The following is a 14,804-nucleotide window of genomic DNA, read 5'->3' as shown; positions in this document are numbered from 1 at the left end:
AAGGCTTCCGGTACTTCCCTCTTCCTTTCTTCCGGCTTCCTTTCTAAAAATTCATTCCCAACAGGAAGTAAAATAAACTTGATATATCACATCTTTATTGAATAATTAAATCATAAAGTATAACTTTGTATGAAACGGAATGGAATTTTTTTCCATTTTAAAATACCACTTAATGCTTGAACTAGTACTATCTGCCATCATTTTAGGATTCATGTTGAGTCTGGTTTTTATAGGACCTATATTTTTCCTGTTGATTGAAACCAGTTTTTCCAGAGGGCCAAGGCATGCCTTATCATTGGACCTGGGAGTTATTACTGCAGATTTGCTGTGTATTGTGGCAGCCTATTATGCCAGTGCAGATATTGTTACTTTGATTGATAAACACCCCGGATTCTACAGGATCACCTCGATTCTGATTTTTATCTACGGAATTGTAATGCTGGTCACCAAGACCAAAATGCATATGCCCGGTGAAGAAAAGATCATCAGTCAAAATTATATTAAGACCTTTTTTAATGGTTTTTTCTTTAATCTTTTAAATGTAGGAGTCATCCTTTTCTGGCTGGTAACGGTAATTTCCGTAAGGAATCAATATCCGGACACCAGCAGTTTTATTTTATACATAGGCATTGTGATCGGTACTTACCTTTGTATTGATCTTGCCAAAATATTCCTTGCCAAACAATTCCACGATAAGCTTACCCAGAAACTGGCCAATCAGATCAGAAGAGTGGTAGGTGTGATTCTTATTATTTTCAGTTTCTTTATCTTCCTGCAGAGTTTTAAAAAATTCAATCAGTTTGAAAAACAACTGGAGGAAGCAGAGAAAAAAGAAGTTAAATACCAAAAAACAAAATGAAAAAAATGATCTTTCCGAAGCCGCTGAAAAAAGGGGCGAAAATAGCTGTTATTTCTCCTGCCGGAGCGGTAGATGCCGCTCAGCTTGAAAAGGGGATAGCATTAATTAAAAGTAAAGGATATAAGCCGGTTTTAGGCGAACACCTTTACACAAAGTTTTCCAACGGGTATAATTATGCCGGAACAGAAAAGGAAAGAATAAAAGATATCAACTGGGCTTTAAATGATAAAGAGATCGGTGCGATATGGGCTTCCAGAGGTGGCTACGGATGTCAGCACCTGATCCAGCATCTGAAACTGAAAGGTTTTACAGAAAATCCGAAATGGTACATAGGATATTCAGATAATACGGTGATACAAAGTTATCTGTTGAAAAAAGGCTTCGCTTCCATTCATGGGCAGACCATCAAAACATCAAGCTTTGGGGTTACAGATGAAAGCTATGAGCTGATCTTTGATATTCTAAAAGGAAAAACTCCACAATACAGCTTAAAAACTCATCCATTGAATAAAACAGGGAATATTGAAGGAGAACTGGTAGGAGGTAATTTAGCCCTTATCTATGCCCTTCTGGGAACCCGGTATTCTTTTGATTTTAAAGATAAAATTTTATTCATTGAAGATATCGGGGAAAACTTCTATGCGCTGGACCGTATGATCATGAGCCTTGAGCTTGCTGGTGTTTTCAATAAGATCAAAGGACTTATTGTAGGAGGAATGACCAATATGGGCGATGAAAAAGATAATAAAGACTATGAAGCCAGCTTTGACGGATTTGCTTACAAACTGATCTCAGAAAGAATTTCAAAATATAAATTTCCCGTGGTATTCGGTTTCCCGAATGGACACATCAGAGACAACCGGCCTCTTATTATTGGCGGGAATGTAAAGGTAAAGTCAGAATCTAAAGTAAAGATAGCGTTCTGATAACTCTCATTAAAAGATATGGCTGATCATAACGACTTTGGAAAAATAGCAGAAGATCTGGCCGCCGGTCATCTTCAGAAGAACGGCTATAAAATTCTGGTCAGAAACTTCCGTTTTCAGAAGGCGGAAATTGATATTATAGCTGAAAAAGATAATCTGGTGATCATTGTTGAAGTAAAAGCAAGATCTACAGATGCTTTTATGCTGCCCCAGGAAGCTGTGACCAAAACTAAAATCAGGTCTATTGTGTCGGCAGCCAATCACTATCTTGAAGAATTTAATAAAGGAAATGAGGTGAGATTTGACATTATTACCGTCCTTCCTGATGAAAAAAGACAACTGACTATTGAGCATATACCTGATGCTTTTCAGGCATGGGATGCCAACTGATCTGTTATTTTTAAAAATATAATTTTATGAAGACAATATTGATCACCGGAGCAACTTCCGGAATAGGAAAATCCACTGCAGAGCTTCTGGCAAAACAAGGGAACAGGATAATCATCTGCGGAAGAAGAAATGAAGTACTTGAAGCCGTAAAATCGGAACTGTCCCAATATACCGAAATATTTAGTTTAAAGTTTGATGTAAGGAATCTCGATGAAGTGGAAGCTGCTATCAGTGCTCTGCCTGAAAACTGGAAAGATATTGACGTTCTGATCAATAATGCTGGTAACGCTCACGGATTAGACCCTCTTTCTGATGGGAAGACCGGTGACTGGGATTCTATGATAGACGGTAATGTGAAAGGCCTTCTGTATGTTTCTAAAGAAATTATTCCGGGCATGAAAACTAAAAATTCAGGTCATATAATCAATATCAGTTCTGTAGCAGCAAGACAGACCTATGCCAATGGAGTGGTTTATTGTGCTACTAAAAAAGCGGTAGACGTGATTTCCGAGGGAATGAGACTTGAGCTTACCGAATTTGGAATCAAAGTGACCAACATCCAGCCGGGAGCTGTAGAGACCGACTTTTCTATGGTAAGGTTCAAAGGAGACAGCGAAAGAGCAGCCAACGTATATGCAGGATACGAACCGTTGAAAGCAGAAGATATTGCAGATGCGATCGCCTATTGCATCAATGCCCCGAAACATGTTACGGTTTCTGATATGACCATTTATCCAAGTGCGCAGTCGGAACCGAGAACAATTCATAAAAAATAGTCTCAAAATAAAGGCTTAAATTTGCAGCATATTGTAGTGATTGTACGTTTCGTAATTTCACAGTTTAGCTTAAAACAAAAAAATGAAAATTCTATATCTTGAAACCTCTTCTAAAAATTGTTCGGTAGCAGTATCTGACAACGAAAAACTGCTTTGCCTTTGTGAAGAAGTCTCTGAAAACTATAAGCAGTCTGAAAGTCTTCATACCTATGTGGAATGGGCATTGGAAGGTGCGGGAATATCACTTAAGGATATCGAAGCTGTTTCTTTGGGAAAAGGGCCGGGATCCTATACGGGATTAAGAATCGGTGCAGCCTCCGCAAAAGGATTCTGTTATGGGTTGAAGGTTCCCTTCATTGCCATCAATTCTCTTGAAAGTATGATAGAGCCTTTTTTAGGCAATAACTATGATTTGATAGTACCTTTGATCGATGCAAGGAGAATGGAGGTTTATACGGCCGTTTATGATGGTAATACGGGAGAAGAACTGTCCGGTACCGAGGCTAAGATTCTGGATGAGACTTCATTTGAAGAATACAGGGATAAAAAAATCATTTTTGTAGGAGACGGGGCTAAGAAAGCAAAAGATATTCTACAGCTTCCTGATGCCGTTTTCAAAGACGATGTCTACCCTTCTGCACAATACCTGATCAAAAAGACACTGGAAAAAATTGAAAAGAAAGAATTTGAGGATATGGCTTATTTCGAACCGTTTTATCTCAAAGATTTCCACGGCGTAAAGAAAGATAAATCATAGGATTCTGATTATAAAACACAAAAAAGCGAAGATTCATTCTTCGCTTTTTTTATTTTTACTGTGCATTTTGCACTGACTTTTTATCGGCAGCGTTCTTTTTCAATTTTTGCTGTTGCTGGCCGCTTTGCTCGGGTATCACAGTCTCGAACTGTTTTTCTGGTGGTCCCGCATTCTGTGGCTGGTTAGGTATTCCTACAGGCTGCTGTACATGTTGTCCCGGTTGCCGCACCGCGGGTTGTTGAGGCTGTTGCGAAACTGGATTTCCTTTGTTATCTGTGGCCTGGAAGCTCAGATCACTTTTCAGGTAATTCAGCATTTCCTTTGCTCTTACACCTTCCGGAGTTTTAGAATAATTTAGGGCGATCTGTTCAAGCTGTAGTATCATTACTTCTTTCCCACTCGATTTTCCGGAATTGAAAGCATTTAAGAGATATAGCTTGGGAACCAGTGCATCCTTCGGGAATTTCTGAATGGTCTGATCAATGATATCCTTACTTTCCGTAAACTTTTCAGATTCAAATAAAGCATAGGCTCTTTTGTATTCATTTTCAACTTCTTCCGTTGATTTTACAAAAGATTTATTTTTAGGATTTCTGGCAAATTCAGCATAGGAAGTATAAGGATAATCGGTGAGAAGTATCTGTTTTGCCCTTTCGGAGGCTTGTGGATTTTTCTCATAATTCATGGCAAAAATCTCATATAACGCCTGAAGCATTACTTTTTCTTCCGGTTTCACATCGATGAGGTCATACAAAGTCTTTGTAGCCAGCGGTGTGTTCGTAAAGTAATTCTGATACATGATCCCAAGTCCCAAGGAAGCCGTATCCCTATCCTTCTTCAGTTGGCCCAGTTTGCCCTGATCTGTCGGGATCTGTTCTATATAGTAAGCCGGTTCAAAACGTCTCGGATTAGGTGCGGAAGTCACTCCTAATGCTTCATTCTTCATATCCTCAATCGTGGCCATTTTCTTGGAATAACGCCAGTTATCAGCAAGTGCCCTGTCGCCCCAGATCTGCTTAAATGAAGAGGTTCCTTTGCTTACCGTTCCTGTATTGCTGAAGTAAAAACCTTTGGTAGTAACTCCAAAATCTTCAAAAGAATTGGAACTGTTGGCAAAAACAGAGTTGGCACTGTAGTCACCGGTATCAAAGCCTTTATTTCTTTCTGCACGCCTTCTCTCCTGTTCTTCTTTCTCTTCTTTAGCTTTCAGTTTCGCAATATGTTTAGAGAAAAACTCTGTTCTCTGGTTGGTATCCATTTTTGCCAGAGAAAGAATACTGTCGTTCTTTTTGATCAGATAGTAATTTTTAGAGATCTTTTTGATGTATGCAGACTGATCTTTAAGTAAAATTTTTGAAGGCTCATAGGTCATCACTGCAAGAGCGGAATCATAATAACTTCCTGCCCCGATGTAATCATTCCTTTCAAGATAGCTTTTTCCTATTTCATAATAGGCAAGACCACGGATCTGAGGATCAGAAACTTTTTCAAACAAGGATTTTCTGAAGAACTGCTGTGCTTCGTCTTTTTTTCCTGCCTTATTGGCCATTAAGCCCAGTGCATAATAAAATTCGTTCTTTCTGGATCCGTAAGTTCCTTTCTTACTGATTCCTTCCAGATAATTTTTTGCCCCGTTATAATCTCCTTTACCATTGAATGTCTTGGCAATGGCGATCTGGGATTTTACTTCAAATTCAAAATCATTGGAATATTTGTATGCTGCCGTATAGCTTTCCCTTGCCTTATCATTCTGTCCCAGATTTTCCAGCACCTGCCCTCTCAGATAAGCAATTCTGCTCTTAAGTTTTCTGTTGCTGTTCAGGTCATAAGCGATATCAAGTTCTTTGGCGGCATCTTCCTTTTTTCCTGCATCCAGAAGAGATTCAGCATAATAAATACTCAGCAGTTTAGCATAGGTTTTATCAATCTTCTCCCCTTTCAGTTTGGCATATGTTTCATGCGCCCTGTGATAATCTTTGACTTTGTCATAAGCCAGACCCTGATATATTCTTGCCAGGGCGATCCTTTTATCATCTTTCATGTGGGTGAAAACGTAATTGAGTGCATCCAGTGCTTCCAAAGGTTTTCCACGATAAATTCTTGACTGAACAAGGATCATATAGGCATCAAAAATCTGTTTGTTCTTTTCTTCGCCGTTTCGGGTTACAGAATATTTATTAATTGCTTTCAGGGCTTTTGCTTCTGCAATTTCCAGGGTTGTCGCCCCTTTAGACTGCCCATTCGGACCCTCTGCATTGCTGCCCGGGCCGCCCGGCATATTGGGCACTCCGGAATTACCTCTTCCGGGAGCCTGGTTGGCCACTTCTGCCATTTTCATAGAATTTTCGGCAAAAGCTTCGGTCTGCCCCAGGTCACTTCCCAGCGGCTGTTCTTCATAGGTAAGAATAGGAATATAGGGAGCATAAAAATTATCTTTATGTCCTTTATCCCTTGTCGTAAATTCACTGTTTAACGCATCTTTGGCGTTAAAAAGCGTATTGTAATATGTGGAAAATCCTTTCAATAGCTTGGACCGCTGCTCCGGCTTTTTGGTTTTGGTAGCACAGGAAGCAACAAGGCATATTACTAAAAGGAATAATATATTCTTTTTCATTATTCAATATAACTCGCTAATCTGCTTTTTATTATCAGCAGTTTGATCATTTTGTAAAAATAATAAAATTTTATAATGAATAATATTTATTTCTTCTTTATAAACATCAGGAAGCTCGATCATTTTTTAAATCACGGAGATTTCCTTCAGAATTTTATAAACAAGATGGGTAGGAAGCCCCATAATGGTATAGTAACTTCCCTTCATATCTGTAATTTTGGCCATTCCAAGCCATTCCTGAATACCATAGCTTCCTGCTTTATCAAAAGGCTTATAGTTTTGAATATAATACTGTATTTCATCATCGGAGAGAGGAGCGAGGGTCACATCTGCCACATCCGTTTCTGTAAAGATCTGATCAGCTGTTCTGATGGTAATCCCCGTGTAAACCTGATGCGTTTTTCCCGAGAGGCTCTGAAGCATACTGAAGGCATCTTCCTCATCTCTTGGTTTTCCGAGGATCTGATGATCAATGGCCACCACTGTATCCGCAGTCAGTAAAACTTCATCTGAAACAAGGCTTCTGAATGTATCAGCCTTCAGTTCAGATAAATAAGCTGCAGCCTCTTCTATTTTGATATGTTCCGGAAGAATTTCCTCGCAGTCTATTTTTACCACTTCAAAGTCAAAACCAAGACTGGTAAGCAGTTCTTTTCTTCTCGGAGATTGTGATGCTAAAAGTAATTTCATAGTAGAATTATACAGATTGGGTATTATCATCATGCCAGTTCCCCTGTACTTTCATCACCTGTTCGATAACGTCACGTACAGCACCGCTTCCTCCTTTTTTAGTAGAAATATAATGGGAGACTCCTTTTACTTCAGGAACAGCATTTTCCGGGCACGCAGCAATCGCTGAGCGTTCCAGAATATGAATATCCGGAAGATCATCACCCATCGTCAGAATTTCTTCATTTTTAAGATTGTGCTTCTTTTTAAAATCCTCAAAATCCTCAATTTTATTGTGAGACTTCGGGTAATAATCCTGAATACCGAGGTAATTGATTCTGTGTTTTACCATTTCATCATTTCCTCCGGTGATCACTCCTATTAAATAATTGTTTTTTAAAGCTTTAACTACTGCATAGCCGTCAAGCACATTCATGACCCTGCACATATTTCCGCCCGGAAGAAGATAAACGCTTCCATCTGTAAAAACACCGTCAACATCAAATACAAATGCCTTAATATCTTTTAATTTCTCTTTATAGCTCATACATTTTCTGAATAGAATGATTCATTGTTTTATAAATTTCAAGACTTTCTTCGTCTTTTATTAACTGCTCATGCAATTCCAGTATCCTCAGATCATTTCTTACAGCAGGACCGGTCTGGGCTTTTTTAGGTTCAATTTCATGAATTTTCTGAACGGTCTCATCAATCAGAGGTAAGAAATAGTGGAACGGGATCTCCTGGGAATCCGAGATTTCCTTAGCCCTAGAAAAAAGATGATTCACAAAATTGCAGGCGAAAACTGCTGTCAGATGAATATATTTTCTCTTTTCATGACTGCTTTCCATGACATTTTGAGAGACCCGGGAAGCAAGGTCAAAGAGTATTTCCTTGTCAGCTTCATTTTCAGCTTCAATGAAAAACGGAATTTTTTCGTACTCAAGTTCTTTGGATCTTGAAAAGGTCTGCAAAGGGTAGAAGCTGGCCTTCCTGTATAAACCCGATAAAATTTCCTTTGGCAGAGAGCCTGAGGTATGGGCCACAAGACAATCTTTCCCTGTGATGATTTTTGAAACATCTTCCACGGCATTATCACTTACACAGATGATATAAAGATCTGCGTCTTTGAGCGATCCGGTGGAGTAGGGTACGTTTAATTCTTCCGAAATTTTACTCAGTTCTTTTTCGTTCCTGCCAAAAATCTGGGCAATGGAAATGCCTTTCAGTGTGAAAGCTTTTGCCATGTGATAGGCAACATTTCCGGAACCGATGATTACAATTTGCATCTAACAAATATAAGATTTTTAAGCTGATCCGGGAAGGGAATAACGGGACAGAAGCCCGGAACTCCAATCCAGGCACGTTTATTGCGTAACTGTCTCATATTATTTTAAATATTTGGATTGAAAATTGGAAAATTAATTTAACTTTCAGCTATTTTTGTAATCCAAAACAATGAAAGGCATCTTATGAAGATTAAGGACGCGGAAATTATTTCGTTGATGCAGAATCCACGGACCCAGGATAAAGGTGTCCGGGCCTTGATGGATGCCTATCAAAGCAGATTGTACTGGCATATAAGAAGAATTATTGTAGACGGAGATCTTGCCCAGGATACTTTGCAGGAGACTTTTATTAAAGCTTATCAGAATTTTCATCAGTTCAAAAATGATAGCCAGCTGTATACCTGGCTGTACAGAATTGCTACCAACGAAGCCCTGCAGCAGGTAAACAAACTGAAGAAAATGCAGAAGACTGATGAAGATCCTGAGTATCATATGCAGAATCTTATAGCTGATAACACCGAAGGAGATGCGGAAGAAATTCAGATCTTGCTGCAGAATGCCATACAAAGCCTGCCTGAAAAGCAGAAACTGGTATTTATGATGCGGTATTATGATGATTTACCTTACGAAGAGATATCCAAAATCGTAGATATGTCCGTAGGAACATTAAAGACCAATTATCATTATGCCAAACAAAAAATTGAAGATTATATTAAAGAAAATTACGAAAGATAATTTTTGATACAACAAAGATGAAAGAGTTCGACATAGAAAAACTGGAGCGTAAAAACATTTACACAGTACCTGACCGTTTGTTTGAAAATATTCAGGAGAACGTTATGAATGATATAAAGACAAGTAAAAAAGCACCTGTCTTTAAGCTGAACTGGATGTATGCAGCGGCAGCATCACTGGCGTTGATCTTTGGAGCAACTTATGTTTTCAATTCCGGTAATGATTCTGCTGACGAAACAATGAATACAAAAGGAGTATATGCCAAAGGAGAACCAAAAACAGAAAGTGAACTCGCTTATGAAACTTTACAATCTGATTTAACTTCTGTTGAAAATAATAATCAAACAATTGGAAATCAGAAAAATAATACTACCTACGCCTATAAAAGCGAAAATGTAAATGAAAAAACAGCAGAAACACCTCAACCGGTGAAAGCTGCTTCAAAAAAAGAAGAAACCCGGATGAATGAATATTTGGACTCATTTTCTAATTCTGAAATCGCAGAATTAGCAAGTAACTCAACTCAGGACGTTTATTTGGATTTATACAATTAAGTAAGAAGATGAAAAAGATATTATTAGCATTTTTGATTATTTATGGTTTTGGCTTAAATGCCCAAAGGACGGATTATGACTGGAAAAAGATGGATCCTAAACAAAGAAAGGAAGTCATCAATAACCTTTCTCCCGAAGAAAGAAAAGAGCTGCTGAAAAAATTCAGGAACAATATGATTATGGATAACCTGAATGTAGATCCGGGGGATAAAGCTGAGTTTACACAGCTCTATAACGAATACCTGGACAGCCAGAAGCAGATCAAAAGCCAGTTTGATCCAAGCTTTGATCCTGAAACCCTGTCTGATGACGAAGCAAAAGCCAAATTGCAGCAAAGCTTCGATGTAGGGCAGAAACTATTGGATAACAGGAAAAAATATGCAGATAAAATGCAACAGGTGATTCCCTGCCAGAAAGTTTTGAAACTGTTTCAGTCCGAAGGAATGATGAGAGATAAAATGAATGAAAGAAAACCCCACGGAAACTATAATAATACTCAAGGACCTAAACAAAACCCATAATAGTTTATTTTTTTAATGTTGGACGGCTCTCACAGATTTTTTTGTGAGAGCCGTTTGATTTTTTGTCAGAATTTTTAATTTTGTGAAAAAACAAATATGAAAAAAAGATTATTATTTTTGCTGTTCCCCATATTTATTTCTGCTCAAAAGTATCAATTTATAGAACTAAGAAAAAATATAAAAGATAAAAATCATGCTGCTGAATCTCTTACTTTACTTGACAGAAGAGAAGATAAATTTATAGGAATTGTATCTCATAGAAAAACTCCTTATGAAGTAAAATTTGAAAAGGATGATCTGAATAAATTAATTTCAGATTGGTTTATAGAATATAATAAAGAGCGTGGAAATAATCAATATTTTCTTATACTGGAATATTTAAAAGTTAAAGATATACCAATAGAAAGATCAGTTAAGGGACATTTGGAGATGCAGTTAGCTACTTTTCTTAAAAAAAACAATCAATTTTATTTTCTTAAAAAAAATAAAATTTCAAAAGATTATCAACAGAAAGATCATGCATATATTACAAGAGCTATAGCTACCAATATATCAGCAGAATTTTCTAATATTATAAAGGATTCTTATGATATAAAAGAATTGAATATTCCAGTTTCTGAGAATGATATGGAAAATTATGAACAGGTAATATCTGAAAAGCTGCTGATTTTTAGATCAGAATCTTTTACAGATGGTGTTTATAATGATTATAGATCCTTTGCGGAGCAAAAACCAAATAAGGAGCTTACGGTAAGAAAAAATAAAGACGGCGTAATTAAAGGTGTTAAAAGAGTCGATGATTATGACAACTTAAACAGAGAAGTTTTTGCAGTTGTCGATAATGGAATTGCCTATAAAAAAACACCAGTAAGTTTTATTGAAATTGAAAAAGATAATGATGGATTCTTTATAATAGCGTCAGAAGAAGAACTCTTTCCACAAAATAATACAATGACTATTGCAGGAGCGGTTTCTTTCGGTATTGTAGGTGGTATAGTGGGTGCTGTAATTGATGGTGCCACTTCAAAAGCTCGTAAACAGAATGCAAAGTATTCTAGAGTAGGAATTGATAGACTTACAGGGGAGTATGTTTTGCCAGAAAATTTTGGTAAATCAAAGTAAGAAGATAATTTCCGTTTTTTTATTCCATTGGTAAAATAAATAATCAAAAGAGCTTTTTATGTTATAAGCAAAATGATAACTTAATTTATGTCTTAAAATTATGTGTGATGAATTCACTTGCAATTTCTTATCTTTGCAAATTACAAGATTCTTAAATGAAAAACATACGAAATTTTTGCATAATCGCTCATATCGACCATGGTAAAAGTACCCTGGCAGACCGTCTTCTGGAGTATACCAATACCGTTACCCAAAGAGAATTACAGTCTCAGACGCTTGATGATATGGATTTGGAGAAAGAACGCGGGATTACTATTAAATCTCACGCTATCCAGATGGATTATGAGTATAAAGGCGAAAAATATATTTTAAACCTGATCGATACACCGGGACACGTTGACTTCTCTTACGAAGTTTCCCGTTCTATCGCAGCCTGTGAAGGAGCCCTTCTTATTGTAGATGCAGCTCAGAGTATCCAGGCACAGACGATCAGTAACCTGTATCTGGCATTGGAAAATGATTTGACGATCATTCCTATTCTGAATAAGATTGACCTTCCGTCTGCCAACCCTGAAGAAGTAACCGATGAGATCATGAACCTTATCGGATGCGAATATGAAGATGTATTAAGAGTGTCAGGTAAAACAGGTGAAGGGGTTCATAACCTGCTGGAGCAGATCGTAGAAAGAATTCCTGCACCGGAAGGAGATCCTGACGGGCCACTTCAGGCATTGATCTTCGATTCTGTTTACAACCCTTTCAGAGGAATTGAAGCTTACTTTAAAGTAGTAAACGGAAGCATTACAAAGAATGAAAAGATTAAGTTCTTTGCAACAGGAAAAGAATATGGGGCTGATGAAGTAGGTACACTGAAACTTAAGCAGGTTCCGAAAAAGACCATCCATTGTGGAGACGTAGGATATCTGGTTTCGGGGATTAAAGATGCCCGTGAAGTAAAGGTAGGAGATACGATCACTTCTTTTGATAAGCCGGCTGCAGCACCAATTGATGGTTTTGAAGAGGTAAAACCAATGGTATTTGCAGGGATTTATCCAATTGATTCTGAGGATTTTGAAGAACTCAGATTCTCACTTGAAAAATTAAGACTGAATGATGCTTCGCTGGTTTTTGAACCGGAAAGTTCAGCAGCTCTTGGTTTCGGGTTCCGTTGCGGATTCCTGGGAATGCTTCACATGGAAATCGTTCAGGAACGTCTTGACAGAGAGTTCAATATGAACGTGATCACTACAGTACCGAACGTATCTTATTTTGGTTACTCCAAAAAAGAACCTGAAGTTCCGATCCTGATCAATAACCCTTCTGAAATGATGGATCCGTCTATTATGGACAGGGTGGAAGAACCGTTCATTAAAGCTTCTATCATTACAAAATCTGATTTCGTAGGACCTGTAATGACGCTTTGTATCGAAAAGAGAGGAGAGATCGTTAATCAGAGTTATTTAACTTCAGAGAGGGTGGAACTGGTATTTAACATGCCATTGGCAGAAGTTGTTTTTGACTTCTACGACAGGCTGAAATCTATTTCTAAAGGATATGCATCATTCGACTATCATCCGATCGGATTCAGAGCCTCCAAGCTTGTGAAAATGGATATCCTGATCAATGGGGATATGGTAGATGCCCTTTCATCCCTGATTCACGACAGTAACGCTTATCATATCGGTAAAAAGATGTGTGAGAAGCTTCGTGAGCTGATCCCGAGACAGCAGTTTGATATTGCAGTTCAGGCAGCTTTGGGAACGAAAGTTATCGCAAGGGAAACAATTAAGGCCCTGAGAAAAGACGTTACCGCAAAATGTTACGGAGGAGATATTTCCAGAAAACGTAAGCTGTTGGAAAAACAGAAAGAAGGTAAGAAGAAAATGAAGCAGATCGGAAGGGTAGAAGTACCGCAGTCTGCGTTCATGGCTGTATTAAAGCTTAATGATTAAAATAAAACAGAAACCGCTTCAATCGAAGCGGTTTTTTTATGATCTATTTTTTACGGGTGAAATTTATTTCCATTGTTTTATACTCTTTTCCTGTCTTGGAATCAGCCCCGTACATTTCCATTTTTTGAGTATTATCATCAACAAATGTGAAAACCTCTCTGAAATCACAATCCTTTCCCGGTCTTGAAGGATCAGTCATTTTTCCTTTAAATTCAACCGACTTTGTTGAAGGATTCCAATCTCCTTCTCCATGCATTATTCCAGTTCCCATATTATCTATCCAGGTACTGACAAATTTCTTTTTTGAATTGTCATATCCTACAATGCTCATCCCTTCAAAGGGCATCCCCATAAAGCTTCCTTTATGATTACTGATCTGATAGCGTCCGCCATACATCATTTTATTGATCGCTTCAGATTTGCTCATCATTGGCTTGCCTCCATCCTCCATCCACATGGTGGTTTCTCCTGTCCAGGTTCCATCAGATTTTGCCAGCATTTTCTGCATTTCTCCAGGAGTTGAGTATTCCATCCAGGCTTTCATAGCGGTTGCTGAATCTACAGGTTTCCATTCGGTATTTGCTGCAGCAGAGTCCTTTTTATCAGAAGAATTGGCAGCTGTTGTTTTTCCTTTCTCACACGCTATAAATATAAAAGGGAGAGAAATAATTACTAATAAATTTTTCATAAATATTTAATTTTAAGTTGATTATATTAATAAACATAAAGTTATAAACTTTTATTATGTTTAAAATTTTTTTTATTGTGAGGATAAATTGTAACTTTGCGTATTCATAACGCAAATCAATTTATGGAGTCTCCAAAAAAAATACAGGATATCAAAGTAGCGGTAGATGCAGTCATTTTCGGATATTTTGACAAAAAAGACCTGCAGATTCTTTTAATTAAAAGGAATATTGAGCCCTTTAAAGGCGGTTGGGCGCTCCCTGGAGGGCTGGTTCTGGATGATGAAAATCTTGACGATGCTGTAAAAAGAGAACTGTACGAAGAAGCGGGCATAAAGCCGGATTTTCTGGAACAACTCTACACATTTGGTAACGTAGGCCGTGATCCGAGAAACAGAGTGGTTTCTGTAGCCTATCTGGGCCTTGTAAACCCATCATACCATGAGCTGTTTGCAGATTCGGATGCTGATGATGCCCAATGGTTCAGTGTTAACAGTCTTCCAGCAGTAGCCTTTGATCACAAAAATATTATTGACATTGCATTAAAAAGACTTCGTACCAAAATTCAATACCAGCCGATCGGCTTCAACCTTCTCAATGAAGAATTCCCTTTTTCAGACCTTGAAAATCTTTATAAAACCATTGTTGGGCAGGAAATAGACCGCAGAAATTTCCGCAAAAAGATCATGAGCTACGGATTGCTTAATGAAACCAATAACGTTAAAAAAGAAGGCAGCGGCAGGCCTGGAAAACTCTTTACTTTCAATCAGGAAAAATACAAAGAACTGGAAGAACAGGGATTTTATTTTGAAATCAAATAGTGTTTAGACAAAACTACAAACTTGTCGGTGAATTTATGATGTAAAGAATTACAGTAAAAAATAGCACAGAATATATTCAATAGAAACGGACTTTAGTCCGTTTTTTTTATCCCAACATTCCGACGGCTTTAGC

Annotated in this window: 16 protein-coding genes; 11 read left to right on the top strand and 5 right to left on the bottom strand. The window is 37.8% G+C overall.

Features of this window, described 5'->3' with window-relative positions; genetic code table 11:
- The first annotated feature begins 172 nt into the window (after positions 1 to 172).
- From BBI00_RS16040 to tsaB, 5 genes are all read left to right on the top strand, one after another.
- A complete protein-coding gene (locus BBI00_RS16040; protein WP_065400398.1) occupies positions 173 to 859 on the top strand; it encodes a LysE family translocator in 687 nt (228 codons plus the stop codon).
- Positions 856 to 1,785 (top strand): S66 peptidase family protein, encoded by a 930-nt coding sequence (locus BBI00_RS16035; protein WP_065399888.1) that lies wholly within the window; start codon positions 856 to 858, stop codon positions 1,783 to 1,785. Before BBI00_RS16040 ends, BBI00_RS16035 begins: the two co-directional genes overlap by 4 nt.
- 18 nt (positions 1,786 to 1,803) lie before the next feature.
- Positions 1,804 to 2,175, top strand: a complete 372-nt coding sequence (locus BBI00_RS16030) for a YraN family protein (RefSeq protein ID WP_065399887.1) — start codon at positions 1,804 to 1,806, stop codon at positions 2,173 to 2,175.
- A gap of 26 nt (positions 2,176 to 2,201) precedes the next feature.
- On the top strand, positions 2,202 to 2,951 hold the full coding sequence (locus tag BBI00_RS16025) for an SDR family NAD(P)-dependent oxidoreductase (RefSeq protein WP_065399886.1): 750 nt from the start codon (positions 2,202 to 2,204) through the stop codon (positions 2,949 to 2,951).
- Between the two features lie 82 nt (positions 2,952 to 3,033).
- Complete coding sequence (gene tsaB, locus BBI00_RS16020; protein WP_065399885.1) at positions 3,034 to 3,708, top strand: tRNA (adenosine(37)-N6)-threonylcarbamoyltransferase complex dimerization subunit type 1 TsaB; 675 nt, start codon at positions 3,034 to 3,036, stop codon at positions 3,706 to 3,708.
- A 55-nt stretch (positions 3,709 to 3,763) separates the two neighbouring features.
- On the opposite strand, the gene porW is transcribed toward tsaB, so the two are convergent.
- From porW to BBI00_RS16000, 4 genes are all read right to left on the bottom strand, one after another.
- Entirely contained in the window at positions 3,764 to 6,322 is a 2,559-nt protein-coding gene (porW, locus tag BBI00_RS16015) for a type IX secretion system periplasmic lipoprotein PorW/SprE (protein WP_228394784.1), read from the bottom strand.
- 126 nt (positions 6,323 to 6,448) lie between these two features.
- Positions 6,449 to 7,012, bottom strand: a complete 564-nt coding sequence (locus tag BBI00_RS16010) for a Maf family protein (protein ID WP_065399884.1) — start codon at positions 7,010 to 7,012, stop codon at positions 6,449 to 6,451.
- A gap of 7 nt (positions 7,013 to 7,019) precedes the next feature.
- Positions 7,020 to 7,538 carry a KdsC family phosphatase gene (locus tag BBI00_RS16005; RefSeq protein ID WP_065399883.1) on the bottom strand — a complete coding sequence of 173 codons (519 nt, stop codon included), beginning with the start codon at positions 7,536 to 7,538 and terminating at the stop codon, positions 7,020 to 7,022.
- Positions 7,528 to 8,280, bottom strand: coding sequence for a Rossmann-like and DUF2520 domain-containing protein (locus tag BBI00_RS16000; protein WP_065399882.1), 753 nt, complete (start codon positions 8,278 to 8,280; stop codon positions 7,528 to 7,530). Before BBI00_RS16000 ends, BBI00_RS16005 begins: the two co-directional genes overlap by 11 nt.
- Before the next feature lie 183 nt (positions 8,281 to 8,463).
- Here BBI00_RS16000 and BBI00_RS15995 point away from each other — a divergent pair, with 183 nt between their 5' ends.
- From BBI00_RS15995 to lepA, 5 genes are all read left to right on the top strand, one after another.
- Positions 8,464 to 9,015, top strand: a complete 552-nt coding sequence (locus tag BBI00_RS15995; RefSeq protein WP_065399881.1) for an RNA polymerase sigma factor — start codon at positions 8,464 to 8,466, stop codon at positions 9,013 to 9,015.
- Positions 9,016 to 9,032: 17 nt separating this feature from the next.
- On the top strand, positions 9,033 to 9,569 hold the full coding sequence (locus tag BBI00_RS15990) for a hypothetical protein (protein WP_065399880.1): 537 nt from the start codon (positions 9,033 to 9,035) through the stop codon (positions 9,567 to 9,569).
- An 8-nt stretch (positions 9,570 to 9,577) separates the two neighbouring features.
- Entirely contained in the window at positions 9,578 to 10,090 is a 513-nt protein-coding gene (locus tag BBI00_RS15985) for a hypothetical protein (RefSeq protein ID WP_065399879.1), read from the top strand.
- A gap of 96 nt (positions 10,091 to 10,186) precedes the next feature.
- Positions 10,187 to 11,212, top strand: a complete 1,026-nt coding sequence (locus BBI00_RS15980; protein ID WP_065399878.1) for a hypothetical protein — start codon at positions 10,187 to 10,189, stop codon at positions 11,210 to 11,212.
- Positions 11,213 to 11,367: 155 nt separating this feature from the next.
- Positions 11,368 to 13,164, top strand: coding sequence for a translation elongation factor 4 (lepA, locus tag BBI00_RS15975; protein WP_065399877.1), 1,797 nt, complete (start codon positions 11,368 to 11,370; stop codon positions 13,162 to 13,164).
- A gap of 43 nt (positions 13,165 to 13,207) precedes the next feature.
- On the opposite strand, the gene BBI00_RS15970 is transcribed toward lepA, so the two are convergent.
- The gene (locus BBI00_RS15970) at positions 13,208 to 13,852 is read right to left on the bottom strand and encodes a DUF1579 domain-containing protein (protein ID WP_065399876.1); all 645 of its coding nucleotides are present in this window, start codon (positions 13,850 to 13,852) and stop codon (positions 13,208 to 13,210) included.
- Between the two features lie 141 nt (positions 13,853 to 13,993).
- Here BBI00_RS15970 and BBI00_RS15965 point away from each other — a divergent pair, with 141 nt between their 5' ends.
- Positions 13,994 to 14,671 (top strand): NUDIX hydrolase, encoded by a 678-nt coding sequence (locus tag BBI00_RS15965; protein ID WP_065400397.1) that lies wholly within the window; start codon positions 13,994 to 13,996, stop codon positions 14,669 to 14,671.
- Positions 14,672 to 14,804 lie beyond the last annotated feature (133 nt).

Source organism: Chryseobacterium arthrosphaerae (assembly GCF_001684965.1).
GTDB classification, from domain to species: domain Bacteria; phylum Bacteroidota; class Bacteroidia; order Flavobacteriales; family Weeksellaceae; genus Chryseobacterium; species Chryseobacterium arthrosphaerae.
Note: the sequence above shows the minus strand (reverse complement) of the source record. Positions and strands in the feature narration are given on the sequence as shown.

Coding starts and splice junctions, on each gene's coding strand:
- BBI00_RS16000 (WP_065399882.1), bottom strand. CDS start 8,280: ATGCAAATTGTAATCATCGGTTCCGGAAATGTTGCCTATCACATGGCA.
- BBI00_RS16025 (WP_065399886.1), top strand. CDS start 2,202: ATGAAGACAATATTGATCACCGGAGCAACTTCCGGAATAGGAAAATCC.
- BBI00_RS15970 (WP_065399876.1), bottom strand. CDS start 13,852: ATGAAAAATTTATTAGTAATTATTTCTCTCCCTTTTATATTTATAGCG.
- BBI00_RS15995 (WP_065399881.1), top strand. CDS start 8,464: ATGAAGATTAAGGACGCGGAAATTATTTCGTTGATGCAGAATCCACGG.
- tsaB (WP_065399885.1), top strand. CDS start 3,034: ATGAAAATTCTATATCTTGAAACCTCTTCTAAAAATTGTTCGGTAGCA.
- BBI00_RS16035 (WP_065399888.1), top strand. CDS start 856: ATGAAAAAAATGATCTTTCCGAAGCCGCTGAAAAAAGGGGCGAAAATA.
- BBI00_RS16040 (WP_065400398.1), top strand. CDS start 173: ATGCTTGAACTAGTACTATCTGCCATCATTTTAGGATTCATGTTGAGT.
- BBI00_RS15985 (WP_065399879.1), top strand. CDS start 9,578: ATGAAAAAGATATTATTAGCATTTTTGATTATTTATGGTTTTGGCTTA.
- BBI00_RS15990 (WP_065399880.1), top strand. CDS start 9,033: ATGAAAGAGTTCGACATAGAAAAACTGGAGCGTAAAAACATTTACACA.
- porW (WP_228394784.1), bottom strand. CDS start 6,322: ATGAAAAAGAATATATTATTCCTTTTAGTAATATGCCTTGTTGCTTCC.
- lepA (WP_065399877.1), top strand. CDS start 11,368: ATGAAAAACATACGAAATTTTTGCATAATCGCTCATATCGACCATGGT.
- BBI00_RS16010 (WP_065399884.1), bottom strand. CDS start 7,012: ATGAAATTACTTTTAGCATCACAATCTCCGAGAAGAAAAGAACTGCTT.
- BBI00_RS16030 (WP_065399887.1), top strand. CDS start 1,804: ATGGCTGATCATAACGACTTTGGAAAAATAGCAGAAGATCTGGCCGCC.
- BBI00_RS16005 (WP_065399883.1), bottom strand. CDS start 7,538: ATGAGCTATAAAGAGAAATTAAAAGATATTAAGGCATTTGTATTTGAT.
- BBI00_RS15980 (WP_065399878.1), top strand. CDS start 10,187: ATGAAAAAAAGATTATTATTTTTGCTGTTCCCCATATTTATTTCTGCT.